Annotated in this window: 21 protein-coding genes; all 21 read left to right on the top strand. The window is 43.3% G+C overall.

What is annotated here, in order from left to right:
• Positions 1–4: 4 nt before the first annotated feature.
• The 21 genes from Q7A_RS14380 (at position 5) to Q7A_RS14280 (ending at position 24213) form a co-directional block, all read left to right on the top strand.
• A complete protein-coding gene (locus tag Q7A_RS14380; protein WP_014707566.1) occupies positions 5–748 on the top strand; it encodes a flagellar basal body rod protein FlgF in 744 nt (247 codons plus the stop codon).
• A 33-nt stretch (positions 749–781) separates the two neighbouring features.
• The gene (flgG, locus tag Q7A_RS14375; protein ID WP_014707565.1) at positions 782–1567 is read left to right on the top strand and encodes a flagellar basal-body rod protein FlgG; all 786 of its coding nucleotides are present in this window, start codon (positions 782–784) and stop codon (positions 1565–1567) included.
• Between the two features lie 153 nt (positions 1568–1720).
• The gene (locus Q7A_RS14370; protein WP_041355198.1) at positions 1721–2428 is read left to right on the top strand and encodes a flagellar basal body L-ring protein FlgH; all 708 of its coding nucleotides are present in this window, start codon (positions 1721–1723) and stop codon (positions 2426–2428) included.
• 10 nt (positions 2429–2438) lie between these two features.
• Complete coding sequence (locus Q7A_RS14365) at positions 2439–3536, top strand: flagellar basal body P-ring protein FlgI (protein WP_014707563.1); 1098 nt, start codon at positions 2439–2441, stop codon at positions 3534–3536.
• 6 nt (positions 3537–3542) lie between these two features.
• Complete coding sequence (flgJ, locus tag Q7A_RS14360) at positions 3543–4514, top strand: flagellar assembly peptidoglycan hydrolase FlgJ (RefSeq protein WP_014707562.1); 972 nt, start codon at positions 3543–3545, stop codon at positions 4512–4514.
• A 31-nt stretch (positions 4515–4545) separates the two neighbouring features.
• Positions 4546–5937: a flagellar hook-associated protein FlgK gene (gene flgK / locus Q7A_RS14355; RefSeq protein ID WP_014707561.1), complete on the top strand. Its 1392-nt coding sequence runs from the start codon at positions 4546–4548 to the stop codon at positions 5935–5937.
• A gap of 11 nt (positions 5938–5948) precedes the next feature.
• A complete protein-coding gene (gene flgL, locus Q7A_RS14350) occupies positions 5949–6854 on the top strand; it encodes a flagellar hook-associated protein FlgL (protein WP_014707560.1) in 906 nt (301 codons plus the stop codon).
• A gap of 36 nt (positions 6855–6890) precedes the next feature.
• The gene (rfbF, locus tag Q7A_RS14345) at positions 6891–7658 is read left to right on the top strand and encodes a glucose-1-phosphate cytidylyltransferase (protein WP_014707559.1); all 768 of its coding nucleotides are present in this window, start codon (positions 6891–6893) and stop codon (positions 7656–7658) included.
• Positions 7622–8722, top strand: a complete 1101-nt coding sequence (gene rfbG / locus Q7A_RS14340; RefSeq protein ID WP_014707558.1) for a CDP-glucose 4,6-dehydratase — start codon at positions 7622–7624, stop codon at positions 8720–8722. Before rfbF ends, rfbG begins: the two co-directional genes overlap by 37 nt.
• Positions 8719–9276: a dTDP-4-dehydrorhamnose 3,5-epimerase family protein gene (locus Q7A_RS14335; protein ID WP_014707557.1), complete on the top strand. Its 558-nt coding sequence runs from the start codon at positions 8719–8721 to the stop codon at positions 9274–9276. The genes rfbG and Q7A_RS14335 overlap by 4 nt, the downstream gene beginning before the upstream one ends.
• A complete protein-coding gene (locus tag Q7A_RS14330) occupies positions 9273–10499 on the top strand; it encodes a class I SAM-dependent methyltransferase (RefSeq protein WP_014707556.1) in 1227 nt (408 codons plus the stop codon). Before Q7A_RS14335 ends, Q7A_RS14330 begins: the two co-directional genes overlap by 4 nt.
• A complete protein-coding gene (locus Q7A_RS14325; protein ID WP_014707555.1) occupies positions 10496–11341 on the top strand; it encodes an NAD-dependent epimerase/dehydratase family protein in 846 nt (281 codons plus the stop codon). The genes Q7A_RS14330 and Q7A_RS14325 overlap by 4 nt, the downstream gene beginning before the upstream one ends.
• A 24-nt stretch (positions 11342–11365) precedes the next feature.
• Positions 11366–12388: a radical SAM protein gene (locus Q7A_RS14320; protein WP_014707554.1), complete on the top strand. Its 1023-nt coding sequence runs from the start codon at positions 11366–11368 to the stop codon at positions 12386–12388.
• Positions 12388–13668, top strand: a complete 1281-nt coding sequence (locus tag Q7A_RS14315) for a glycosyltransferase family 4 protein (protein WP_014707553.1) — start codon at positions 12388–12390, stop codon at positions 13666–13668. Before Q7A_RS14320 ends, Q7A_RS14315 begins: the two co-directional genes overlap by 1 nt.
• On the top strand, positions 13662–14861 hold the full coding sequence (locus Q7A_RS14310) for an FkbM family methyltransferase (RefSeq protein ID WP_014707552.1): 1200 nt from the start codon (positions 13662–13664) through the stop codon (positions 14859–14861). Before Q7A_RS14315 ends, Q7A_RS14310 begins: the two co-directional genes overlap by 7 nt.
• Complete coding sequence (locus tag Q7A_RS14305; RefSeq protein WP_014707551.1) at positions 14851–15870, top strand: radical SAM/SPASM domain-containing protein; 1020 nt, start codon at positions 14851–14853, stop codon at positions 15868–15870. Before Q7A_RS14310 ends, Q7A_RS14305 begins: the two co-directional genes overlap by 11 nt.
• A gap of 4 nt (positions 15871–15874) precedes the next feature.
• Entirely contained in the window at positions 15875–17038 is a 1164-nt protein-coding gene (locus tag Q7A_RS14300; protein ID WP_014707550.1) for a class I SAM-dependent methyltransferase, read from the top strand.
• A 28-nt stretch (positions 17039–17066) separates the two neighbouring features.
• Positions 17067–18170, top strand: a complete 1104-nt coding sequence (locus Q7A_RS14295) for an FkbM family methyltransferase (protein WP_014707549.1) — start codon at positions 17067–17069, stop codon at positions 18168–18170.
• A 32-nt stretch (positions 18171–18202) separates the two neighbouring features.
• On the top strand, positions 18203–18997 hold the full coding sequence (locus Q7A_RS14290) for a cephalosporin hydroxylase family protein (RefSeq protein WP_014707548.1): 795 nt from the start codon (positions 18203–18205) through the stop codon (positions 18995–18997).
• A 42-nt stretch (positions 18998–19039) separates the two neighbouring features.
• Positions 19040–23215, top strand: a complete 4176-nt coding sequence (locus Q7A_RS14285; RefSeq protein WP_014707547.1) for a glycosyltransferase — start codon at positions 19040–19042, stop codon at positions 23213–23215.
• A 161-nt stretch (positions 23216–23376) separates the two neighbouring features.
• Positions 23377–24213 (top strand): flagellin N-terminal helical domain-containing protein, encoded by an 837-nt coding sequence (locus Q7A_RS14280; protein WP_014707546.1) that lies wholly within the window; start codon positions 23377–23379, stop codon positions 24211–24213.
• Positions 24214–24387: the final 174 nt, after the last annotated feature.

The raw sequence follows: 24387 nt of genomic DNA, 5'->3' as shown, positions 1-24387 counted from the left end.
AACTATGGATCGCATGCTGTTTATCTCAATGAATGCGGCGCAGCAAACCATGCTGGCGCAGGCGACCAATGCTAATAATCTGGCTAACGTCAATACCACGGGGTTTCGTGCTGATTTGGAACAGTTCCGTTCCATGCCGGTATTTGGCGAAGGTTTACCAACCCGGGTGTATTCAATGACTGAGCGTCCAGCGACGGATTATCAGCAAGGCAGCGTGCAATCAACCGGTCGTGAACTGGATATTTCTGTACAGGGTGAAGGTTTTATTTCTGTCATGGGCAAAGATGGTCGTGAAGGTTATACCCGGGCAGGTGATATGCATGTGACTGAATTTGGTCAGCTGGTAACCGGCACTGGTTTGCAAGTGATGGGCGAGGGTGGGCCTATCGCCATTCCTCCAGCAGAAAAAATTGATATCGGTGCTGATGGCACAATTTCTATCCGCCCGATTGGCGGTGCTGAAAATGCGTTGGCAGTTATCGATCGAATCAAGCTGGTCAAGCCAGACCTGCAAAATGTTTTTAAAGATGCAGATGGTTTGCTGCGTATGGCGGATGGCACGGAAGCACCGTTGGATGCCACGGTTAAAGTTGCCTCTGGAACCATTGAAGGCAGCAACGTGAATGCTGTTGGTGCTTTGGTCAATATGATTGAGCTTCAGCGTAAATATGAGATGCAAGTCAAAATGATGAGCACCGCAGAAGAAAACAGTGCCGCATCGGCACGCTTGTTGCAACTAAATGGTTAGTAACAGAACAATAGTGTTTTTAGGAGAGACCTTATGAACCAGGCATTATGGATTGCGAAAACCGGGCTTGACGCTCAGCAAACAAAGATGTCGGTAATTTCGAATAACCTGGCGAATGTGAATACCACCGGGTTCAAACAGGATCGCGCAGTATTTGAAGATCTGCTGTATCAGACGATTCGACAACCCGGCGCACAAACGACCACTGATAATCAATTGCCTTCCGGTTTAATGATCGGTACCGGTGTTCGCACCGTTGCCACCGAAAAACTGCATACTCAAGGCAACATTATCCAAACAGATAATGCCCTCGATGTTGCCATTGATGGTCGGGGTTACTTTCAGATCCTGATGCCGGATGGTGATCTTGCCTATACCCGAGATGGTACTTTTCAAATTAATGCCGATGGCGATGTGGTGATGTCTAATGGTTATCTGCTGGATCCCGGTATCAATATTCCCAATGACGTACAAAGCGTTACTATTGGTGTAGATGGTACCGTCAGCATCACCCAGCCTGGGGATAATGAACCAACTGTCATTGGCGAAATTGAGTTAGCTGATTTTGTGAATCCTGCTGGTTTGCAACCGGTTGGTGAAAACCTGTTTAAAGAAACCGGTGCCAGTGGTGTTCCTATCGTCGGTACGCCCACTTTGGATGGTTTGGGTCGAGTTATTGGTGGTGCTCTGGAGACATCAAACGTAAATGTAGTAACTGAGCTGATTAACATGATCGAAACCCAACGTGCCTATGAAATGAATTCAAAAGCCATTTCCACAGCCGATCAAATGCTGCAGTACGCCAGTCAAAATCTATAGCAATATTCATATAGGGCCTTGGTGGCGTATCTGATGCGTTACCAAGGCTTTTTTGTGCCGGATAATGCTGCAAAAATTTCTCAGATTAAAGCACGTTTCTGGCATGGACTCTGCAAGTTAAATTCTATAGATACGTTCGTCCCGGAGATCCATATGAAATTCATTTACCGACTATTGGGAATCATTTCGCTGATTTTGCTTTCCGCTTGCGTCAGTAATGAAGTAAAACGTGACCCGGCCTATGCTGCAGTGCGGCCGGTGGCTACTGCTCCAGTAGAACGAAACGATGGTGCCATCTTTGACACGCGTAGCAATATTACCTTGTATGAAGATTATAAAGCCCGTCGGGTCGGCGATATTTTGACAGTACGTTTGCAAGAGCGGACCGATGCCGAAAAAGAAGCCACCACAACAGTTGATAAAACCAGCTCCAACAATATAAATAATCCAACTATATTTGGTACGACCCCCCAATTCAGCCTCCCCAGCGGCCTCCCTTTGGCCAATACGGATGATAACAACCTTGCTTTTAGCACGGGTGCTAATAGCAGTTTTGAAGGGGAAGGCGAAAGTGAACAAAACAACTTCCTTACCGGTGATATCAGTGTGTCTGTGGTGGAGGTGTTGTCAAACGGCAATATGATTGTGCGTGGTGAAAAAGTGGTCACCATTAATCAGGGCAATGAGTATGTCCGGTTAACGGGCATGATTAGCCCGCGCGATATTGATGCCACCAATACCATTTCGTCTATTCGAATTGCCGATGCCCAAATCACTTATGTGGGTGATGGACCGGCAAATGATTCCAATACCATGGGCTGGCTTAGCCGGTTCTTCATCAGTGCGTTAATGCCTTTTTGAGGTCAGGAAAATGAAAACCATTTTAAATACCTTTTTTGCCGCTTTTTTGCTGTTGATAATGTCGACTGCTCAAGCAGAGCGAATCAAGGATTTAGCGTCTATTGGCGGGGTGCGAAATAACCAGCTGGTAGGTTATGGTTTGGTTGTCGGGCTGACGGGTAGCGGTGACAAGACTGCATTTACCGGCCAGACACTAAGAAGCATGTTGCGTGAGATGGGCGTTACATTGCCCGCTGGTGTGAACCCTAAAAGTAAAAATATAGCGGCAGTTTCTGTCCATGCCGATTTGCCGCCTTTTGCCAAACCGGGTCAAACGATTGATATTACCGTCTCATCCTTGGGTGATGCGAAAAGTCTGCGTGGTGGCAGCTTAATCATGACTCCGTTAAAAGGGGCTGATGGTGAAATATATGCCATGGCGCAAGGCAATCTGGTGGTCGGTGGTTTTGGAGCCGAAGCTGGTGATGGTTCGAGAGTAACAGTAAATATCCCAAGTGTTGGGCGGATACCTAATGGTGCTACCGTAGAACGAACTGTCCAGAATGCATTGAATGTCGGTGACCATATCATCCTGAATTTACATCAGGCAGATTTCACCACAGCAAGCAGATTATCGGATGCCATCAATCAGACATTGGGACGCGGCACAGCCAGTTCTATGGATGCGGCATCCGTCAGGGTCAATGCCCCGAGAGACCCCAATCAACGTATTCCGTTTTTATCGTTAATTGAAAATCTCGAGCTGAGCCCGGGTGAAGCTGCGGCTAGAGTCGTCGTCAACTCTCGCAGTGGCACCGTGGTGATTGGTCAGAATGTTCGTGTCAGTCCTGCTGCGGTAACCCATGGCAGTTTATCGGTCACCATTTCAGCAGATCCTGAAGTGTCTCAACCCAATGCTTTATCGGCTGGGCAGACTGTTATAACACCCAACTATGACATTGAAATATCCGAAGAAAACAGCAGAATGTTTGTATTTAATCCCGGCGTGTCTTTGGATGAAATTGTCCGTGCAGTGAATCAGGTTGGGGCTGCCCCCGGTGATTTAGTGGCAATTCTTGAAGCATTGAAACAGGCTGGTGCCTTGCGTGCTGAATTGGTAATCATCTAATCCGACATGACGATTCCTTCAAATATTTCGCAAAACGCAGTTGATTTTCATGGCTTAAATCAACTGCGTGAATCCGCTTTAAAATCGGAGAATGAAGCAAACACTCTGCGACAGGTGGCAGCGCAATTTGAAGCACTTTTCACAACGATGATGTTGAAAAGTATGCGTCAGGCGAGTTTGGCAGAAGGTATTTTCGATTCCAATCACAGCAAAACCTATCGGGAAATGGCCGACCAGCAACTGGCAATGGATTTGTCGCAACGCGGAGGCCTCGGTTTACAGGATGTCATTGTTCGGCAATTAGGTGGTCAGACAAATACCAATGCCAATATGCCATTACCTGGGCAAACGTTCAGCATTGATACGGTGACTATTCGTCAGGATTTACGACGTGCAGTGAAAGAAATCCATGAAAATTCTCAAGATACGGATAGCAAAGAGATCTTATCCGGCACGGAACACAAAAACTTTCCCCAGCGCTTTAAAACGCCTGAAGAGTTTGTTAATCATCTTTGGCCACTGGCACAACAGGCAGCTGACAAAATGGGTACGACACCTGAAGTTATTTTGTCTCAGGCTGCACTTGAAACCGGCTGGGGTCGATATGTATTAAAAGATGGCGAGGGACAGTCCAGTTTTAATCTTTTCAATATTAAAGCCGATAGCCGATGGGATGGTGAATTTGTGGCTAAAAATGCGCTTGAATATCGTGATGGTAAGCCCATTGCCGAGCAATCACGTTTTCGATCTTACGATGATTATGCTCAGAGTTTTGAGGATTATGTCAGCTTCCTTCAGTCGCAACCTCGCTACCGTGAAGCATTAAAATATGTTGGTGATCCGGAAACCTTTGTAGAAAAACTGCATGAAGCCGGTTATGCAACCGATCCGCAATATGCTGACAAGATCAAACGCATTATGAATGGTGATACGCTGGCACAGATTTCGCATAAAAATATTCAGAATCTGGGGTATTAACCTGGAAAACAGCTCGCAGAGGATTATCTAAATGAGCATGCTGAATATCGGTAATTCGGCTTTATTAGCCGCCCAAACATCATTAGCGACCACCAGTCATAACATCAGTAACGTCAATACTGCAGGGTATTCGCGTCAACGTACCGATCAGGGTACACAGCCAGCTAATTTTGAAGGTGGTTACTACATCGGCAATGGTGCTGGTGTCACCGGTGTGGATCGTATCTTCAATCAATTTCTGGTCAATCAACTTCGCACATATACCTCAGCTGAATCACAACAAGACGGTTTTTTGACATTTTCCAAGCAGGTGGATGACCTGTTGGGCTCTTCTTCACTGAGTATAAGTGGCGGATTGGAAGCATTTTTCAACTCTGTTCAGGAAGTGGCCAATGATCCAACATCGATTGCCGCCAGACAGGTGATGCTGACACAAGGCGACTTGCTGGCCAATCGGTTTAATACGATGGACAGCCAACTGAGTGAGCTGGACAGACAGATTGATAACACTCTCTCGGCGTCAGTCAAGGACATCAATGTGCTTTCTCAGGGGATAAAGGATTTAAACCAATCTATTTCTGAGTCATTGGCTGCTGGTTACAACCCCAACGATTTGCTGGATAAACGCGATAAGCTGATAAGCGACTTGTCGGAATTGGTCTCGGTAAATGTGGTCGAGCAGGATAACGGAGCAGTAAATGTCTTTATCGGTAATGGACAAGGGCTTGTTGTAGGTAATAGTCGGGTTGAACTTTCAACTATTGCCGACAACAGTACCAATCCCCCTCGTACTGCTATTGGATATGGGCCCTCACAAATTAATATTACGCAGCAGCTTAGTGGCGGTGAAATAGGTGGTGCGATCCTGGCAAGAACTGATGTCGTGGATAGTACGCGTGCCGAGCTGGATGTTTTAGCCGAATCGATCGTTACCGCCTTTAATACTGCTCACGGTAATGGTGTCGATCTAAACGGCAATGCAGGAACAGATTTTTTTGATGCTGCCGGTACGACAGCTTCTACTATTAGTATGAATATTACTGATACACGGTTAATTGCCGCATCCTCTACCACCGATCCCGGCGTGGGTAATAATGAAAATGCTTTAGCCATGGCGGCTTTGCAAACCGATAAAACCACCGTTGTACTTGATCCCGGCCCTCCGGTTATTTCTCGATCATTCAACGATCAATACGGCTCAATCGTCTCTCAAGTGGCGACTCGAACTAATCAAGCCACTGTAACTCAGGAAACGCAAGCGGGGTTAGTGAGTCAGATCCGTCAACGGGCAGAGAGTGTGTCAGGGGTCAATCTGGATGAAGAAGCGGCCAATCTGATCAAGTTTCAGCAAGCCTATCAAGCCGCTTCACAAATAATCACGGTATCAAATACTGTGTTTAACTCGTTAATCAACGCATTTTAGGAGATTAACCCATGCGTATCTCCACAAATAGTATTACTCAACAAGGCCTGGAGGCCATGCTGAGGCAGCAAAATGAATTGGCTAAAACCCAATTACAAGTGTCGTCGGGAAAACGGATTCAAACACCGTCGGATGATCCCATCGGTGCCGTCAAAATGCTGGACTTACAAAGACAAATCGGATTGTCGCAACAGTATCAAGACAATGCCGATGTCGCTGATAGTCGTTTGAGTACAACCGATGGAACACTAAAAAGTGCTGGCGATATTATGCAACGAATTCGTGAGCTGGCAGTACAGGCGCTGAATGATACAAATAGTACTGAATCACGTCGGGGTATTGCCGAAGAGATTAATCAATTGAATGAAACATTGGTCGCCCTGGCAAACACCACGGACTCGAATGGGGAATATCTGTTTTCCGGTTATCAATCTGATGTGCAACCATTTGATACAACAACGTATGCCTATAACGGCGATGGCGGACAACGACAATTACGAGTCAGTGATGGCTATCTGGTTGAGATTAATGAACCAGGTGATGGTTTGTTTATTACCCAGACGGTTGCTGGTCCCAATCAGGCCATTTTCCAGACCATTCAGGATTTTACTACCGCTCTCTCCACCGGAACTGTCGGAACTGCACCGAATGACGGTGATTTTTTGGCGAATATGGATTATGCGATGAATGCATCTCTGGATGCCCGCACACGGATTGGCACACGGCAAAATGCAGTAGAACAACAACGTGAAATCAATGACAGTTCACAGTTCAGTATGACCACCACACTTTCTCAAATAGAAGATCTCGACTATGCTGAAGCTATCACGCAGTTAAATTTGAAATCAGTCGGATTGCAAGCTGCTCAACAGGTTTATGTAAAAGTGCAGGGATTATCTTTGTTTAACTTTTTGTGAAACACTTAGACGCAACTTAATCACAGTAGATTAACTATGAAAGCAGTCATTCTTGCCGGTGGCCTTGGCACCAGAATAAGTGAAGAGTCTCATCTCAAACCCAAACCCATGATTACCATTGGTGGCAAACCTATTATTTGGCATATCATGAAACAGTACTCTCACTACGGTGTTAATGAGTTCATTATCTGTCTGGGCTACAAGGGATATGTTGTTAAAGAGTATTTCGCTAATTACTTCCTGCATATGTCAGATGTGACGTTTGATATGGCTAATAATGAAATGCAAGTCCATGAAAAGCATGTTGAGCCATGGAAAATCACGTTGATTGAAACAGGGGAAGATACTCAAACTGGCGGACGTTTAAAGAAAGTAAGAGATTATATTGGCAATGAAACATTTTGCTTTACTTACGGTGATGGCGTTTCCGATATTAATATTCAAAAACTGATTGAGTTCCATCAATCACATGGCAAGTTAGCCACGGTTACAGCTATTCAACCACCTGGTCGATATGGTGCACTTAATTTAAATAGTGAGAGTGTTGAACAGTTTCAAGAAAAACCAGCAGGTGATGGCTCATGGATCAATGGCGGTTTTTTTGTGCTGGAACCCGAGGTTATTGAGTTTATAGATGGTCCAACGACAGCATGGGAAGAGTCACCGTTAAAAAAACTGGCTGACCAGCAGGCTTTAATGGCCTATCGCCATACGGGATTTTGGAAAGCAATGGATACGCTACGTGATAAAGTCAGCCTGGAAAATCTATGGCAGACAACTGCACCCTGGAAGGTTTGGGAGTAATGTTTGCTGACATTTATCGTAATAAAAAAGTATTAGTAACGGGTCATACCGGGTTTAAAGGAAGTTGGTTAACATTTTGGTTATCCCAAATGGGGGCCAAAGTGCATGGCATTGCTTTGGAGCCTGATACTGAGCCCAATCATTGGGCTTTATTAAAGCTCGATATTCAACAAAAGCTCACTGATATCCGTGACTATCAAACCTTATCTGAAGTTATTTCAGACTGGCAGCCCGATATAGTTTTTCACTTGGCGGCTCAACCCATTGTCAGGCTTTCATATAGTGAACCTATTGAGACTTGGTCAACCAATGTAATGGGTACTGTTAACTTGTTAGAAGCCTGTCGTCACGTACCTTCGGTTAAAGCCATTGTGGTTATCACCAGTGATAAGTGCTATGAGAATCATGAAAAAAAAGACGGATACACGGAATCTGATCGTCTGGGCGGTCATGATCCTTACAGTGCTTCCAAAGCGGCGACAGAACTGGTTGTTGATAGTTACCGAAAATCATATTTCAATCAGCAAGATGTTTTATTGGCCTCTGCCCGAGCAGGGAATGTCATTGGCGGGGGAGACTGGTCGGTAGATCGATTGATCCCGGATGCTGCCAGAAGTGTCACAAAAAAAATTCCATTAGAAGTTCGGTCTCCAGAATCCTCAAGGCCATGGCAACATGTTTTGGACTCCTTGAGTGGTTATCTGCTATTGGGGCAAAAATTATGGGAGCGAGAGCAATCTTGCGCTCAGGCCTGGAATTTTGGTCCTGTCTCGGGGCAAATTGCCACAGTGAGTGATGTGCTGGAGTCCATCCATGCACATTGGCCAACATTTACATGGCATATTGCAAAACGAGACGCACAACATGAGACAATCTGTCTTGGTATTAATAGTGACAAAGCTCGTAAACAATTAGATTGGAAGCCCGTCTGGGACTTGAATAAAGCCACTGAAAGTACAGCGCTTTGGTACAAGAAATTAGTAGAAGAAGGGCGGGTGGATACAGCAAGTCAGTGGCGAAATTATATTGAAGACGCCAACAAAGCAAGTGTCTGCTGGTTATGACAAAGCAACTGATATCGCTGGATATTCCTGATGCTTTTGTCATCAAACAAACTTCGTTTACAGATCAGCGAGGACAGTTTTCCAGATTGTTTTGCCAGAAAACATTGGCCCCTATCCTTGCCCACCGCGAAGTTAAACAAGTGAACTTCAGCCGAACGACAATTCAGGGTACTGTTAGAGGACTGCATTATCAGCGTTCTCCTGAGGCCGAAATGAAGTTTATCCGTTGTATTCAAGGCAGTGTATGGGATGTCATGGTGGATTTACGGCCTGATTCTCCGACCTTTCTCCAATGGCATGCTGAAGAATTGAGTCAGGAAAACAATACGATGATCGTCATTCCAGAAGGTTGTGCGCACGGTTTTCAGGCATTAGCGGCAGAAAGTGAATTAATTTACTTTCATACCGCTTTTTATGCCGAAATGGCTGAAGCGGGCGTCCATGTTCAAGACCCTGATTTAGCGATCGATTGGCCACTGCCGGTAAATAACTTATCGATAAGAGATGCCGAATTACCGACAGTGGAGAAGTGGTTAAAGGATTTATCTGGATGAACTGCAGGCATTGTAAAAAACCATTAATCCATACGTTTCTGGATCTTGGCGTGGCCCCACCCTCAAACGCCTATTTAACGGCTGAACAACTTACCCAGCCTGAAACAAAATTTCCATTAAAGCTGTATGTGTGTGATCAGTGTTGGTTGGTCCAGACAGAAGATGTCACTGCGGCGGATAACCTGTTTACACATGATTACGCCTATTTTTCCTCAGTTTCACAAGGCTGGTTATTGCATGCTGAACGCTACTGTCATCAGATTACCCAACGCCTGCAGCTGGATCAGAATAGTTTGGTCGTCGAAGTCGCGGCGAATGATGGCTATTTATTAAAAAACTTTGTGGCTGCAGCAATTCCTTGTTTAGGTATTGAGCCTACTGACAGCACTGCTGACCATGCTGAAAAATTGGGGATCCCTATCATTCGTGAGTTTTTTGGTGAGCAACTGGCGCAACAACTTACTGAACAAGGTAAACAGGCTGAGCTGATCATTGGTAATAACGTTTATGCACATGTACCGGATATAAACGATTTCACAGCGGGATTAAAGGCCCTGCTTAAAAATGAGGGAACCATTACTTTAGAGTTCCCACACTTGCTTCAGCTCATTCAGCATCGACAGTTTGATACGGTTTACCATGAGCATTTTTCCTACCTCTCTCTCACCACAGTCTGTCATATCTTTGACCAGGCCGGATTAAGAGTTTTTGATGTAGAAACACTGCCAACCCATGGTGGTAGCTTGAGAATTTATGCCTGCCATGAGGGTGATAAACGCAGTACCCAACCCACCGTCATCAGTTTATTAGTGGAAGAAAAAACCTTTGGATTATCCACCCTGAGCACCTATACCGGATTCCAATGGTATGCCGAACAAATTAAACAGCAGTTAATTGATTTTTTAACCAAGCAAAAGCGATTGAACAAATCAGTGATAGCGTATGGTGCAGCAGCAAAAGGTAATACCTTACTCAACTATGCTGGTATCTCAACTGATTTACTGCCTTTGGTGGTAGATGCTGCAGCATCAAAGCAAGGAAAATTTCTTCCAGGATCGCATATTCCGATTTTAGCACCCGATCAAATCACCTTAGAAAAACCAGATTTTGTATTGATTTTGCCCTGGAATATTGCTGATGAGGTGATGCAACAGCAGGGGCATATTCGGCAATGGGGTGGACAGTTTGTCACGGCTATTCCGCAGTTGAAGGTTTTACCATGAAATTACTGGTCACAGGGGCCACCGGATTTATCGGAAATCATTTCGTCGTTCAAGCACTTCGACAAGGGCATCAGATCACGGTAATTACACGAGATAAATCGAATGTTCTCAATACGGGTTGGGGACATCAGGTCGATAGTATTGAAGCTGACATAGAGCAACCCGAGACTAAGTTGCCTGACACGATAGCCAGTCATGATGCACTCATTCATTTAGCGTGGAGTGGGCTGCCAAATTATCAACAAAGCTTTCATCTGGACATTGTTTTACCGGCACACAAGCAGTTTTTACAAACCATGATTGAGGCTGGAACCAAACATATTCTGGTGACGGGAACCTGCCTTGAATATGGTAAACAAGAAGGACGACTTACGGAATCTATGCCGGTATTTCCAGATGTCTCCTATGCTCAGGCAAAAGATCATCTTAGGCAATGGTTAATTTCCATGCAGAAACAGCGACCTTTTATACTTCAATGGTGTCGTTTGTTTTACACGTATGGCTCAGGCCAACATGCAAACAGTCTGTTATCTCAATTAGAGCAGGCGATTGAAAATGGCGACCCTGTTTTTAATATGTCTGGCGGCGAACAGGTAAGAGATTATCTGGCTGTTGAGACTGTGGCGCAATATTTGCTTAAAGTCATAGAACGACAAGATTGTAACGGTATCCTCAATATATGCAGTGGCGAGCCGATAACCATTTTAGAGTTGGTGAAAAATTTTATAGCTGCGCGCCAAAGCAATATAGAACTTAATCTGGGGTATTACCCATATCCAGATTATGAAGCTATGGCGTTTTGGGGGGATGCAGGCAAATTAAATCAATGGATAATATCTTGAATAATACGAGATTAGGGGAAACAAATGAAAGCTGTAGTTAAACCTAGAATTAATTTGGAGGAGCGCACTGCTTTACAGGATGTCATCCCTTTAGCTACGCCAATGATCGTATTTGTTGATCCTGCCAGTGCCTGTAATTTTGAATGTACTTTTTGCCCTACAGGTCATAAAGATCTGATTAAAGATACTGGCCGTTTTGTTGGCAGAATGAAGTTCGAAGTATTTCAGAAAGTGATTGATGATCTGGCTGGCTTTGATAAGCCCATAAAAGTGTTGAGAATGTATAAAGATGGCGAGCCATTACTGAATAAAGAGATGGCAAAGATGGTCGCTTATGCCAAACAAAGCCCGTTTGTGGAATATATTGACACCACGACCAATGGCTCTTTGATGACCCCTGAGAGGATGGGGCCTATCATTGAGGCAGGCTTAGATAAAATTAATATCTCTGTTGATGGCATGAACAAAGAGCAGTACAAAAAATTTACCAATTTCAACTTTGATTTTGAACAGTTTGTAGAAAACGTCAAATGGTTATATGCCAATAAAGGCAATTGTGAAATTGTAATGAAAATTCCTAAAGAGCTTATTACTGAAAAACAGCAACAGGAATTTTTTGACGTATTTGGCGATTATTGTGATCGTATTTCGTTGGAAAACTTCGCGCCTTGTTGGCCTCAATTTGATGTCGAAGAAAAAACCGGGATAGAGATTACAGAAGGAATTTATAACCAACCTATTACCCGAACCGATACCTGCCCATACATTTTCTATGGCATGTCAGTCAATGCCGATGGATTGGTGAGCTCTTGTTTCCTTGATTGGGAGCGACGCTTGATTGTGGGTGATATACGTGAGCACAGCTTACGGGAAATATGGAATTCGACCGAGTTTAACAATTTACGCCTTCAGCATTTGGAAGGAAGACGCAACGAACATCCTGTCTGCAATAATTGTGGCCAACTGACGCACTGTCTGCCTGACAATATTGACCCTTATCAACCTGTCTTACTCGAACGATTCAAGGCACATTTGGCGAGTCGGTAGTGAAAGTAATTCACCTCACTCCACATCTGGGAGGAGGGGTTGGGCGGGCATTATCAGGTTTGCTTCAACCATCAGAACATCATGTGGAGCATGTGTTTGTTTGTTTAGAGCAGGCTGAAAAAGATCATTTTATAAAGTTGATCATCGCTTCTGGCTATCAAGTAATAGTCGAACCTGATGAGCAACATCTAAAACAACTGATAACCGATGCAGATATCGTGCAACTGGAATGGTGGCGCCATCCAACAACTATTTCGGCTTTATTAAAATGCTGTCATCTGCCAATGAGGCTGGTGGTCTGGTGCCATGTTTCTGGTTTATATAATGAAATTATTCCTGACGCACTACTGGAAAAGTCTTCACGCTTTATTATGACGTCAGCCTGCACCTATCAGGCTGAATCAATACAGTCCATGCTGGAAGTAAATAACGAAAAGTTGGCGGTTATTCATAGCAATAATGGTCTGGAAAATTGGCCCAGATCGGCAGCCTGTCAGCCACAAAAACCTTTGTCTGTAGGTTATCTTGGGAGTTTTAACTTCGCTAAATTGCATCCAGACTACATTTATTATCTGTCTAAGGTTGAATTAACACCCTTCACAGTGACGATGATTGGCGACGACTTTAATGCCGACACGCTGATAGCACAAACGAAGCGTTTAGGCCGAACTGATTTGTTAATGTTTACTGGTTACATACATGATGTCGCCAAATCATTAGATAAAATTAATGTGTTGGCGTATCTACAAAATCCGAGACACTATGGAACCAATGAAAATGCCTTGCTGGAAGCAATGGCAATGGGCATCGTGCCATTGGTGTTAAATAATCCTGCTGAGTGTGAAATTGTTGAGCATGGTAAAACCGGTCTAGTGGTTAACGATCAGGCGAGTTTTGCTGAAGCGATTCTATGGCTGCAACAGCATCCTCAACAACGAACAGAAATTGGGGAAAATGCAGCAGCATTTGTTCGTCAACGTCATGCATCAGGGAAAATGCAGCGAGCCTTTGATGAACAATACAACTTGGCGATGCAAACACAAAAAAAGACAATTGCCTTTGATGACATTTTTGGGGAAACACCTGCCCAGTGGTTCTTATCCTGCCAACAACATGCAGAATTATTTAAAAACGATGGCTTTGTTGAGCGTCCAGAGGATGATTATTTGCGTCATAGCATGATGGAGGAAACAAAAGGATCAGCATTACATTTTCACCGTTATTTTCCACAGGATAAGCTGCTGACTAAATGGGCCACAGGAGTAGCTTCATTATGCTGAGGCAATTTGATTCATTACCTGATATGGCAATGGTCAAACAGCTTGTGTATCAATTGGTGCAGCAAAAGATAACCGATCCTGGCCGTCATGTGGATAAACCACTTGTGTTTTACGGGGCTGGGAATTTGGGCAGAATGGCTAAACTGTATTGTGATCGACTGGGCATTAAAATTGATGCTGTGGTGGATCAGCAAGCGAATCAGCATCGGCAGGATCCTTTTTGGCAAGATGTAACCTTGCTTCTTCCCGAAGAAGTACCATTACAATTAAAACTCTCATCTTTATTAGCCATATGTGTTGCCAATACGGTGTTTTATCCGTTACAGGAAACATTGACTGAACAGGGGTGGCAAGATGTGGTGCACTTCTATGATATTAGCGAAGCTTATCGCGATAAGCACCCACTTAGTAATGGTTGGTTTTGCGCTCAGCTATCAACGGAAGAGGCAGAACAGATTTTAACTGTGATGGAGCAGTGGAACGATCCTCAGTCTCGCGCCTACCACCTTCAGTTCATTGCTTGGCGGCACCTTCGTCAAGATTGGCTGTTTGCTGGGGCTGAAATGCAACCAGATAACCGCTATTTGATTCCAGAAGTGAAGTCAGTCGTGCATCAGCAAGAAGTTATTGCTGATATTGGTGCTCATCATGGAGAAACGTCTTTATTGCTTCTGGATGCTGTCGATTATCACTATGAGTCGTTATGGATATTTGAACCTGATCCTGACAATCTGTCCCTGATACAGTCGAAGCTGTCGAAACTTATCAGCCGAGACCAAGTTCATCTGTATGGTACAGCCTTGTCAAATGTTTCAGGGAGGCGTCAATTTTTTGCTGGCGCGGGATATGCATGTCAGCTTACCGAAATCGGTGATACCACTATTAGTGTTAAGACATTTGATGCCTTTGATGTGCCGGTAACCTTCATGAAATTACATCTGGAAGGGGAGGAGCTGAATGTGTTGCAAGGGGCCGAAAAAACATTGCGTAAACATCGACCCATCGTGGCAAGCACGGCTTATCACAATAGTTTAGGACTATACAAAATGGCAGCGTGGTTAATGAAAACATTAGATAACTACCAGTTCTTTTTCCGGATGCACAGTGGTTGCGGCACAGGCGCCGTAATTTACGCGATACCATCGGAACGTTATCAGCGAGCCAACAATGCTGGAGTCAATAATGAAAGCTGAAGTTAAATCAAAACTCAACCCGGAAGACAGAGTCGAGTTGCAGAATGTGATTCCTTTAGAAACACCTTTTCTGCTGTATGTCGATCCTTCCAGTGCCTGTAACTTTCGGTGTCAGTTTTGTCCGACTGGGCACATTGATTTGATTAAAAACTCTGATTACAAACGAAGTTTGATGGGGTTAGGATTGTTCGAAAAATTAATTGATGAGCTAGCTGAATTTTCGCAACCACTGAAAGTGATGCGAATGAATAAGATTGGTGAGCCCTTATTAAATAAGCAGCTTCCAGAAATGATTGCCTTAGCCAAAAACAGTGGACGTGTTCAGCATATTGATCTTGCCACCAATGGCGCTTTGTTTACGGAAGAGTTGCTGACAAAAATGATTTCAGCGGGGTTGGATCGTCTGAATATCTCATTGGAAGGCATTAATGCTGAGCAATATCTGCAGCACGCAAAAGTTAAAATAGATTTCCCTGATTTTGTTAGAAAAATCAAATGGCTATATGCCAATAAAGGCGACTGTGAAGTGACCATAAAAGTCCCTGGTAACTATCTTAGTCCTGATCAGCAGCGAGAGTTTTACGATACTTTTGGCGAGTATTGCGATCGAATTTTTGTGGAAAGCATAGCCCCCATCTGGCCTGAATTTGATATAGAAGAAAGAAGTGGCTTTGAGGTGCAGATGGACCAAGGTCAATATCAGCAAAGTCTGGAAGAAAAAAGCGTGTGCAGTTATCTTTTTTATGCCATGGCTGTGAATGCGGATGGAACCATCAGTGCGTGCTGTCCCGACTGGGATCAAAAACTGGTCATTGGGGATTTAAAAGAGCAAACGCTCAAGCAAATATGGAACTCTGAAAAAATGATGGAGCTAAGAGTTCTTCATCTGGAAGGTCAGCGAAAGACCAATCCGATTTGCCGTAACTGTGGCCATATTAAATATGCTCAAGTTGATAATATTGATCGCTACAAAGAAGTACTTTTAACCAAGTTAAATGCGAGCAGGTAAGCACGTGAGAAATGAAGAAATTTGTCCTGCTTGCCTTGCAGAGACCCAGCATTTGACCGATTGGGAATATAGTGGTCTGGATGCATCAATCTTTAATTACACAGCCAAATGGCATAGCTGTAATAACTGCGGACTGGTCTATGTCGCGAATATTGATGATGAAACTTTGGCCAAATTTTATGCCAATGAATGTAGCTATTTTGAAAATGACCATTTTGATATTACCTCACCCGCAAATGTGACGAAATATCAGCACTACTATAATTTTATATCGAACGCTGGTTTGGAAAACACTCCTATTACGGATATTGGTTGTGGGCGGGGCGGTTTTTTACAATGGCTAAATAAGCAAGGTTGGCAAGCCCACTGCATTGGTGTGGATGTGGATATAAAAAGCATGCCTGTTAGCCAGAAAAACAGTGATGATTTACAAATCAGTTTTCAAACCGGCGGCGCTTTATCGTTGCCATTTGCTGTTAGCAGTCAACGTTTATTGACGTATTTTCATGTTCTGGAACATATTCATGATTTAGACTCTGTTCTTAAAAATGCCCATAACGTTTTAATGGAGCAGGGACATATATTGATTGAAGTTCCAGATGCAGAAAACTATGCCCAACAACCGATTGGCACCGCATTCTGGATGGGCATTCGTGAACATATCTACCATTATTCAGCTCAATCATTGAATACCGCGTTAAACCTGCATGGTTTTGAAATTGTTTCCTGTCAAAGAGCAATGTTGCCAACGCCGGAGTTTGAGTATCCTTCGCTGATGATTTTAGCCCAAAAAACTGAGCATCCTTGCCCGGCTGTATTTGCGGTAACCGAGAATATTGCAAACTATGTGTCTTCTGCAAAGCGTGCGCTGAACGAACAGGCAGAGATACTTATCAGTTTAGCGAAACAACATTCTCAACTGACAATATGGGGGCTTTCAACGCAATTATTCAGTCTATTGCCGAAGTTAAAAGGAATTGACTACCGTTTGTGTGATGCCAGTAAACAAAAACAGAACAGTCATTTTCAGCAGCAATCTATATATGATCCGAATGAGATTCAGCCGGAAGCATTGCTGGTCATCGCTCCTTATTTACATGCTGAAAAAATAGAAATTGCCGCTTTGTCCCTGGGCTGGTCTCCACGGTCTATTCACCGACTGCAATAAATGCTAAAAGCCAAGAATGGAATATGAAATGAAATATAACTCTGAAGATGTTCTTGAACTAGTTAAAAGTTTGGCCCCTCTGGTGGATGAAATAGATCAAAATTTTATCAACGGTGGAGTGATCTATGGTGCTGGATTTGTAGGCACATGGGCGTGTGAATATCTGCAGGATATTGATGTTAAAGTAGACTGTTTTTTAGATAGAGATGCTAGAAAAACAGGTTCAAAAATACATAACGTTTTAGTTAAGTATCCTGAGCAAGCGGAAATAGAAAAAGTCTCCGCTATGCTTATTGCAGCAAGGCATGTAGTGAAACAGGTTGCTGATGAAATGAGCGGTTATGATTTTCCTATCATGTCTTTTGACGGTTATTTTGTGGTAAAAAATTACGCAAGATTAGTGAGTGTTAGAGATAATTTTTTCCAGGATGAAAGATCGGTAGAAACATTTAATGCATTACTGATCGCGATGCTGACGGGCTCGGTTGAAAGTTGCCTGAAGGTGATGGAAAAAGACATGTATTTTGGCTTGCCAGAGTTTTCTGGCAATTTCAATGAAATATTTGTGGATGCCGGCGCGTTTGTTGGCGATAGTGTAGAAAGGTTTATCTGGGAAAACCTGGGGACTTTCCGTCATCTCTATGCGTTTGAGCCGGGCTATAAACAGTTTGCTGCCATGACAAAAAGAATGGAACGGTTATCACAGGAATGGGCCATTGATGAAAGCAAGATTTCATTAGTAAAAGCCGGTCTTTCCTCTGAACAAGGACGTATGAATTGTACTTTTGTAAATGATGATCCGCTTCGCCATGGGTTGGCCGAGGCTACAGATGAGGCTACAGAAATTGATGAGCGTATTAGTTCAGTGGTATGGACCTTAGATGCTTATCTTGCAGGAAAACCCATTACGTTTTTAAAGGCGGATGTTGAAGGGATGGAAATGCCTCTCCTTCGGGGCGCTGAAGAAACGATCAAGAAATATAAACCCAAAATGGCATTGTGTGTATATCACTATCCGAGCGATCTCTATGAGATTGCCGAGTATGTCAGACAACTTGTTCCAGAATATCAATTCCGTTTACGTCAGCATGCTCCTCTGTTCGGGGATTTTGTTTTGTACTGTTACGTTTAGATAATAGCGATCGTAATCAAAGGTTAAAAATCATGGAAAAAACGCCCTTAGAACAATTTAAACAAGATATTACTGATCGTGTTAGTCAATATCCTGGCAACCAGCCATTACAGGCTGCTTCTCAAGAATTTTTTAATCAAATTGGTATTGGAAAGGCTGACTATGTTTATAACTTTACCTGGCTAGGCGTGCCAATAATCCAGATACCACAAGATTTATATGCTTTGCAGGAAATGATATGGAAAGCCAAGCCCGATTTAATTATTGAGGCTGGTATCGCTTGGGGTGGGACCTTGATCCATAGCGCTTCAATGCTCGCTATTCTAGAAGTTTGTGATGAAATAGATAAAGGCCATGTGCTGGGGATTGATATTGAAATCAGGACACATAATAAAGCCGCTATAGCCAATCACCCTTTAAGTAAAAAAATTACCATGCTGGAAGGGTCGAGTATTGATGAGAATATGATTGCCCAAGTAAAAGATATTGCTAAAAATTACAAAAGAATCATGGTTTGTCTGGATAGTAACCATACCCATGATCATGTCTTGGCTGAGCTAGAAGCGTATGCACCATTAGTGAGTCCAGGGAGCTATTGCATGGTAGGCGATACGGTAATTGAAGATGCGCCTGATGACATGACATCAAAACGTTCCTGGGGTAAGGGAAATAATCCTAAAACCGCTGTTTGGGCTTATTTGGATAAACTTGAAACCGAATCCGTCAATGCAGCTGATGGATCTAGATTGCTGTTTGAAAGGGATAAAGAATTGGAACATAAGTTGGTATTGACCGGCTCACCCGATGGCTATTTGTTGAGAAAGTAAATTCTTTTCAGCCCAATATCAGATACCAGCTCAGGAAAAACAATGACAACAATAAATCAGGACGGAATCTTAACCATCGGCATCACCAGTTACAACTATGGTCATTTTATTGGTGATGCCCTTGAGTCGGTTATTAATCAGACTTCTCCCCATTGGAAGTTAATGATTTACGATAATGGTTCGACCGACAATACGTTTGAGGTGATCGAACCCTATCTTGAAGATCCTCGAGTGTCATTGTTTGTCCATGAAAAAAATATTGGTGGCACAGCAAATAGCATTTATGCGATTCGACAAGCTGATAGCCAATATTTTTCATTTCTACAGGCCGATGATTTTCTAGAACATAACTTTGTTGAGGATGCGCTGGATCAATTTAAACATCATCCTGAAAGTCCATTTGTTTTTTTCAACTGGCAGCAATACATAGAGCAAACGAAAACGCGATACGATCACAATCGTTTTCCCTTTTCCCCGGATCGTTCTGGTCCTCTTTTTATTGGTCCTTTCCTGACCATATTCAACTTTGTTCCCTTACATATGGCGGCGTTCAGAACCGAATGCTTGCAATATGGATATGAGGCTTTAGTGGCGTCACCATTAAAGCAAGTAGGTGAACAATTTGTCTTGAAACTACTAGAAGATAAATACGGTATTGGCTGTTATACCGGCACAATGGGGGGAGTATGGCGCCGTCATGACGCTCAAATGACGGCTTTGCATGTGCAAAACAATGTCGCTTTTTTGGAAGAACCAGCTGAACGTCATTGGTATATCAAAAAAACACCCAATCCAAACCATATAAACGTGTTTATGGCACTTGCGACCTCCATGTTCAAACTTTCTCCTGGAAGCTTATTGACCACGGCTGACTGGTTGACCCATACAGAAGGTCAACGTTATGCAGAGAGCTTTGGTGTGCCCGTTGAAGCAAAAAGAGACAATATAAAACGAGTAGTACTTGTGGTTGTGCTCAAAGTGGCCACCTATGCTCAGTTGACGCTGTTTCAAGAGGATGATTTAGTTAACTGGATAAAGTCATTAGGCTATGAATTCACTGAAACCGCCTTGAAGGAATTACTGTTTGACATTTTATCCACTGAAGGTGAGGTACTGCTCAACCTAAAGGAAATTGAGCAAATTTGTCAGTTTTGTTTTAAAAATATTAAGCCGCAGCATATCAACCCTCAAGCGGAAAAAATCCGTGACCTAATATATAGTCAACTTTTTCCTGTACAGAATCAGACGGGACTACCATTACTGTCGATTGCACGGTCAATGTTGGAAAAGAGGAGAAATATTCTATCTTCTGCAGAAGATAGAGAACTGTTTTTAATCACTGTGTGTAAAGCGGCCTTCGATGCAATTGTTCAGCGCTATAAAAATGCAATCAGTCCTGAGGATGCCGTTGAGCTCCATGATTTAATGAAAGCCCTGCTTGATCACAAACAGATCGTCGAGCAAAAAGCCCTTGCACTTCAACTGCGATCAGAAATTTATGAGTGGCAGTTAAATATTGATTATCAACGTTGGATTAAAAATCATGCCTTATTAGAAATTGATGCCCAGCTTCATGCAGAAAGAATGATGAGATGGTCAGTTCAGCCAACCTTTCATTTATATATGTTTATGTTTGAGGGTGAGGAAAGTCTTTTAGCGAATACCATTGATTCACTTGCAAAACAGTTCTATCACAATTGGAAGCTAACGGTTATTGCGGATGGACTTGCACCAGATGTGATGTTTGATGAGTTGGATGTTTTGGAGTGGCAGAGCTTCCCTGCCGAACAAGACCCATACGTTTTTCTGAATAATTTGATACTGCAGCAGGTAGATGGTTGGGCCATGTTTGTACCGGCAGGTGTGCAGTTTGAAGCGAATACATTATTGAGTATGGGAGACTATATTGATCATTATCCACAGCAGAAATTGTTCTATACGGATGATGATTTAATTTCCGCAGATGGAACAAGGCACTCTCCACGGTTCAAGCCAGACTTTAATCTCGATATGTTGAGAAGCACAGATTATGCTGGTTTAGTAATGTTCGAAACTAACCTTTTCAAACGTTTAGGCGGATTTGACATGCTTCCCGCGCATGAAAATTATGGTCTCACGTTTAAAACATTTGAATTCTTAGGATCGTCTGCAATAGGTCATATTAGTGATGTGTTGATTCATCTTCCAGAAACCATTCATGGGCAAATGAACCAACCCACCATGCAGATGGCCGTAGAACAGCATTTACAGCGTTTGGGTATAAAGGCTTATCTTGAACCGGGACTGGCCAAAAACAGTATTCGAGTAGAATATGAGTGGCCTGTATCACCTCTAATTTCTATCATTATTCCAACAAAAGATAAAATTGAGTATCTCCGGCCATGCATTGATTCTCTGCTTCAGAAAACGACTTATTCAAACTTTGAGCTGATTATTGTCGATAACCAAAGCGAAGATCCAGACATTTTGGAATACATTAATGTGCTTAAGGCAAGTCACGGTGAGCGGGTTAGGGGGCTGGACTATCCCTATCCATTCAATTACGCAGCAATAAGCAACTTAGCCGCAAAAGAGGCAAACGGCGAATATTTACTGTTCCTGAATAATGATACGGAAATTTTGCACGCCGAGTGGTTAGAAAGAATGGTCAGACATGCACAACGGCCGGAAGTTGGCATTGTCGGAGCACGTTTAGTCTATCCCGAGTCTGGATTAATACAGCATGCAGGTGTTGTTTTGGGCATGGATAGTGTTGCGGATCATCTTTTCTTGGGTGTGCGGGATATACACGAATCAGGCTATATGGATCGTGCGCATTTAGATCAAAACTTTTCTGCTGTAACAGCTGCCTGTTTGATGATTCGAAAATCTATTTATGATGATGTCGGGGGGATGGACGAGGAAAATCTGGCCATATCCTATAACGATATTAATTTATGTCTAGAGGTACGGGAAAAGGGATACTTAGTGACTTGGACTCCTTATACCGTCTTAGTACATCACGGAAGTGTCAGTCAAATAAGCGAATTTTCACCAAGAGCCGACGAAAATTCCCGAAGATTTCTGCGTGAAAAAACATTTATGCTGAAAAAGTGGCTTCCTCAGATAGCCAATGATCCTTACTTTAACCGTCATTTGACTCTTGCATCCAGAGAAATCCAAATCGAAGCCCAAATGCCGACCAATTGGGATACCAATTTTCATGATAGAAATCGGGTGCTTGGGCTGCCATTGTCCGGAGGAAGTGGCGATTACAGAGTGATTCAACCGTTTAGTGCTCTTAGTCATGCAGCAATGGCTCAATGTGAATATTATCGGTTTAACCATAATTTCACCAAACCGATTATGATCTCGGAATATGCTCGCATTGCACCGGAGACAGTGTTGTTTCATGCCGCTTTAAATGATCTCCAACTTAAGCAATTAGACCAGCTTAAGGAATTTTTACCCGATGTTTTCCGGGTTTATAGTATTGATGATTTACTTACCAACGTGCCGGAGCAGAGTTCAGCCTATAAAGAAATAAAGCGTCATTTTGCTGACGCAAAATCACGAATGAGGCGCGCGCTGCAAGCTTCGGATAGATTAATTGTCTCGACACAACCTTTAGCAGACCTTTGTGCTGGTATGATTGAAGATATCAGAGTTATTCCTAATCGCTTGCCAAAAGAACCATGGCTTTCGGTCACTTCGTTATCTAATCAAAGCGAAAAGCCTCGTGTCGGTTGGGCCGGTGCGCAGCAGCATCAAGGTGATCTGGCCATAATGTTTGAAGTAGTTAAGGCGACTGCAGATGAGGTGGATTGGATATTTATGGGCATGTGTCCAGAAAATATTAAGCCTTATGTCCATGAGTATCATCATTTTGTACCAATTGCCGATTACCCTGCAAAACTTGCCAGCTTGAATCTGGATCTGGCTATCGCGCCACTGGAACTCCATCCTTTTAATGAATCAAAAAGTAATCTACGGTTATTAGAGTATGGAGTATTAGGCTGGCCGGTTATCTGTACCGATATTTATCCATATCGCACCAACAATCCCCCAGTTATTTATGTGCAAAATCAAGTAGATGAATGGGTGGCGGCAATCCGGCAAATATTGGCCGATAAAGCGGCATTAGCTGATGCCGGTTCAGCATTAAAGGCATGGGTTCTTAAGCATTACATGCTTGAGGATCATCTGGATGAATGGCTTGAGGCGCTGACAAGAAATTAATACCAAATCTATAGGGCCTGTTTGGCCCTTTATTTTTCTAGGTTTACGCTTACCACATTGAAAAAATAAAGATTATTGGCACGAACACTGCTTAGTTGAATTCATACCTGTTCGGAACGCCGGCAGGTTCTGAATAGAATCGCTCAATTAGGGAGAGTGTTATGGCACTAATCGTCAATAGTAATCTGGCATCTTTGAATGCTCAGCGTAACCTGAGCACTTCGCAAAATGATCTGAATACAGCTTTACAACGTTTATCCTCTGGTTTGCGAGTTAACAGCGCCAAAGATGATGCTGCTGGTCTTTTTGTGGCTCAACAACTTACTCGAGATATTCGGGGAACAAACCAAGCTGTTCGTAATGCAGCAGATGGTATTTCATTAGGACAGACTGCTGAGGGTGCGTTAGGCCAGGTAGCCAATAATCTTCAGCGGATTCGTGAAATTGCTATCCAGGCGTCAAACGCCACGGTTGGTGATCGCAGCGGTTTACAAAAAGAAGTAGATCAGTTGACCCAGGAAATTTCGCGTATTGTTCAAACTACAGAATTTAGTGGAACTAAGTTGTTAAGCGGGGCAACCTCTCTGGTCTTCCAGGTTGGAGCCAGTGGTTCAACAAATAACCAAGTGACTCTGGATACGGTTAATATTACCGGTATTGGTGGTTATTCATTAGACCTAACTGCCACCGGAACAATCAATGTTAGTGATGCGTCAAATGCATCTGCAGCATTATCAGGATTGTCAACTGATATTGATACGGTTAACCAGACTCGTGCAACCTACGGTGCTTTGCAGAACAGATTTGAAGCCGTTATATCTAATCTGCAGAATTATGCAGAGAATTTGACTGCTGCACGTAGTCGGATTGAAGATGCCGATTTTGCAGCTGAAACAGCCCGATTGACTCGTGCTCAGATCCTGCAGCAGGCAGGTACATCAATTCTGGCACAGGCAAACAGTTTGCCACAGAGTGCATTAACCTTATTGCAGGGCTAATCATGATGGCTTCAAGGTTCCTGGAAAGACATGCTTTGGACGGATTCCGGTTTATTTGAAAAAAAGATTAAAGAAAAATAATCGCAGGTCGCTAAACATTTCGGAGGCGGTAAATACTGGGTTTTCCACAGTCTGTCCGCCATGTTTAGTGGGGTAAAAATGCCCTTAAAAGCC

The organism is Methylophaga nitratireducenticrescens (assembly GCF_000260985.4).
GTDB lineage: Bacteria > Pseudomonadota > Gammaproteobacteria > Nitrosococcales > Methylophagaceae > Methylophaga > Methylophaga nitratireducenticrescens.
The sequence above is the reverse complement of the archived record's forward strand: the minus strand, read 5'-3'. Positions and strand labels throughout refer to the sequence as shown.

What these genes read in the sequence shown, in the direction of transcription:
- Q7A_RS14335 (WP_014707557.1), top strand. Translation starts at nt 8,719, where the DNA reads ATGACAAAGCAACTGATATCGCTGGATATTCCTGATGCTTTTGTCATC.
- flgJ (WP_014707562.1), top strand. Translation starts at nt 3,543, where the DNA reads ATGACGATTCCTTCAAATATTTCGCAAAACGCAGTTGATTTTCATGGC.
- Q7A_RS14295 (WP_014707549.1), top strand. Translation starts at nt 17,067, where the DNA reads ATGAAATATAACTCTGAAGATGTTCTTGAACTAGTTAAAAGTTTGGCC.
- Q7A_RS14290 (WP_014707548.1), top strand. Translation starts at nt 18,203, where the DNA reads ATGGAAAAAACGCCCTTAGAACAATTTAAACAAGATATTACTGATCGT.
- Q7A_RS14365 (WP_014707563.1), top strand. Translation starts at nt 2,439, where the DNA reads ATGAAAACCATTTTAAATACCTTTTTTGCCGCTTTTTTGCTGTTGATA.
- rfbG (WP_014707558.1), top strand. Translation starts at nt 7,622, where the DNA reads ATGGCAGACAACTGCACCCTGGAAGGTTTGGGAGTAATGTTTGCTGAC.
- Q7A_RS14325 (WP_014707555.1), top strand. Translation starts at nt 10,496, where the DNA reads ATGAAATTACTGGTCACAGGGGCCACCGGATTTATCGGAAATCATTTC.
- Q7A_RS14320 (WP_014707554.1), top strand. Translation starts at nt 11,366, where the DNA reads ATGAAAGCTGTAGTTAAACCTAGAATTAATTTGGAGGAGCGCACTGCT.
- Q7A_RS14330 (WP_014707556.1), top strand. Translation starts at nt 9,273, where the DNA reads ATGAACTGCAGGCATTGTAAAAAACCATTAATCCATACGTTTCTGGAT.
- flgG (WP_014707565.1), top strand. Translation starts at nt 782, where the DNA reads ATGAACCAGGCATTATGGATTGCGAAAACCGGGCTTGACGCTCAGCAA.
- Q7A_RS14370 (WP_041355198.1), top strand. Translation starts at nt 1,721, where the DNA reads ATGAAATTCATTTACCGACTATTGGGAATCATTTCGCTGATTTTGCTT.
- Q7A_RS14310 (WP_014707552.1), top strand. Translation starts at nt 13,662, where the DNA reads ATGCTGAGGCAATTTGATTCATTACCTGATATGGCAATGGTCAAACAG.
- Q7A_RS14305 (WP_014707551.1), top strand. Translation starts at nt 14,851, where the DNA reads ATGAAAGCTGAAGTTAAATCAAAACTCAACCCGGAAGACAGAGTCGAG.
- flgK (WP_014707561.1), top strand. Translation starts at nt 4,546, where the DNA reads ATGAGCATGCTGAATATCGGTAATTCGGCTTTATTAGCCGCCCAAACA.
- Q7A_RS14380 (WP_014707566.1), top strand. Translation starts at nt 5, where the DNA reads ATGGATCGCATGCTGTTTATCTCAATGAATGCGGCGCAGCAAACCATG.
- flgL (WP_014707560.1), top strand. Translation starts at nt 5,949, where the DNA reads ATGCGTATCTCCACAAATAGTATTACTCAACAAGGCCTGGAGGCCATG.
- Q7A_RS14285 (WP_014707547.1), top strand. Translation starts at nt 19,040, where the DNA reads ATGACAACAATAAATCAGGACGGAATCTTAACCATCGGCATCACCAGT.
- rfbF (WP_014707559.1), top strand. Translation starts at nt 6,891, where the DNA reads ATGAAAGCAGTCATTCTTGCCGGTGGCCTTGGCACCAGAATAAGTGAA.
- Q7A_RS14280 (WP_014707546.1), top strand. Translation starts at nt 23,377, where the DNA reads ATGGCACTAATCGTCAATAGTAATCTGGCATCTTTGAATGCTCAGCGT.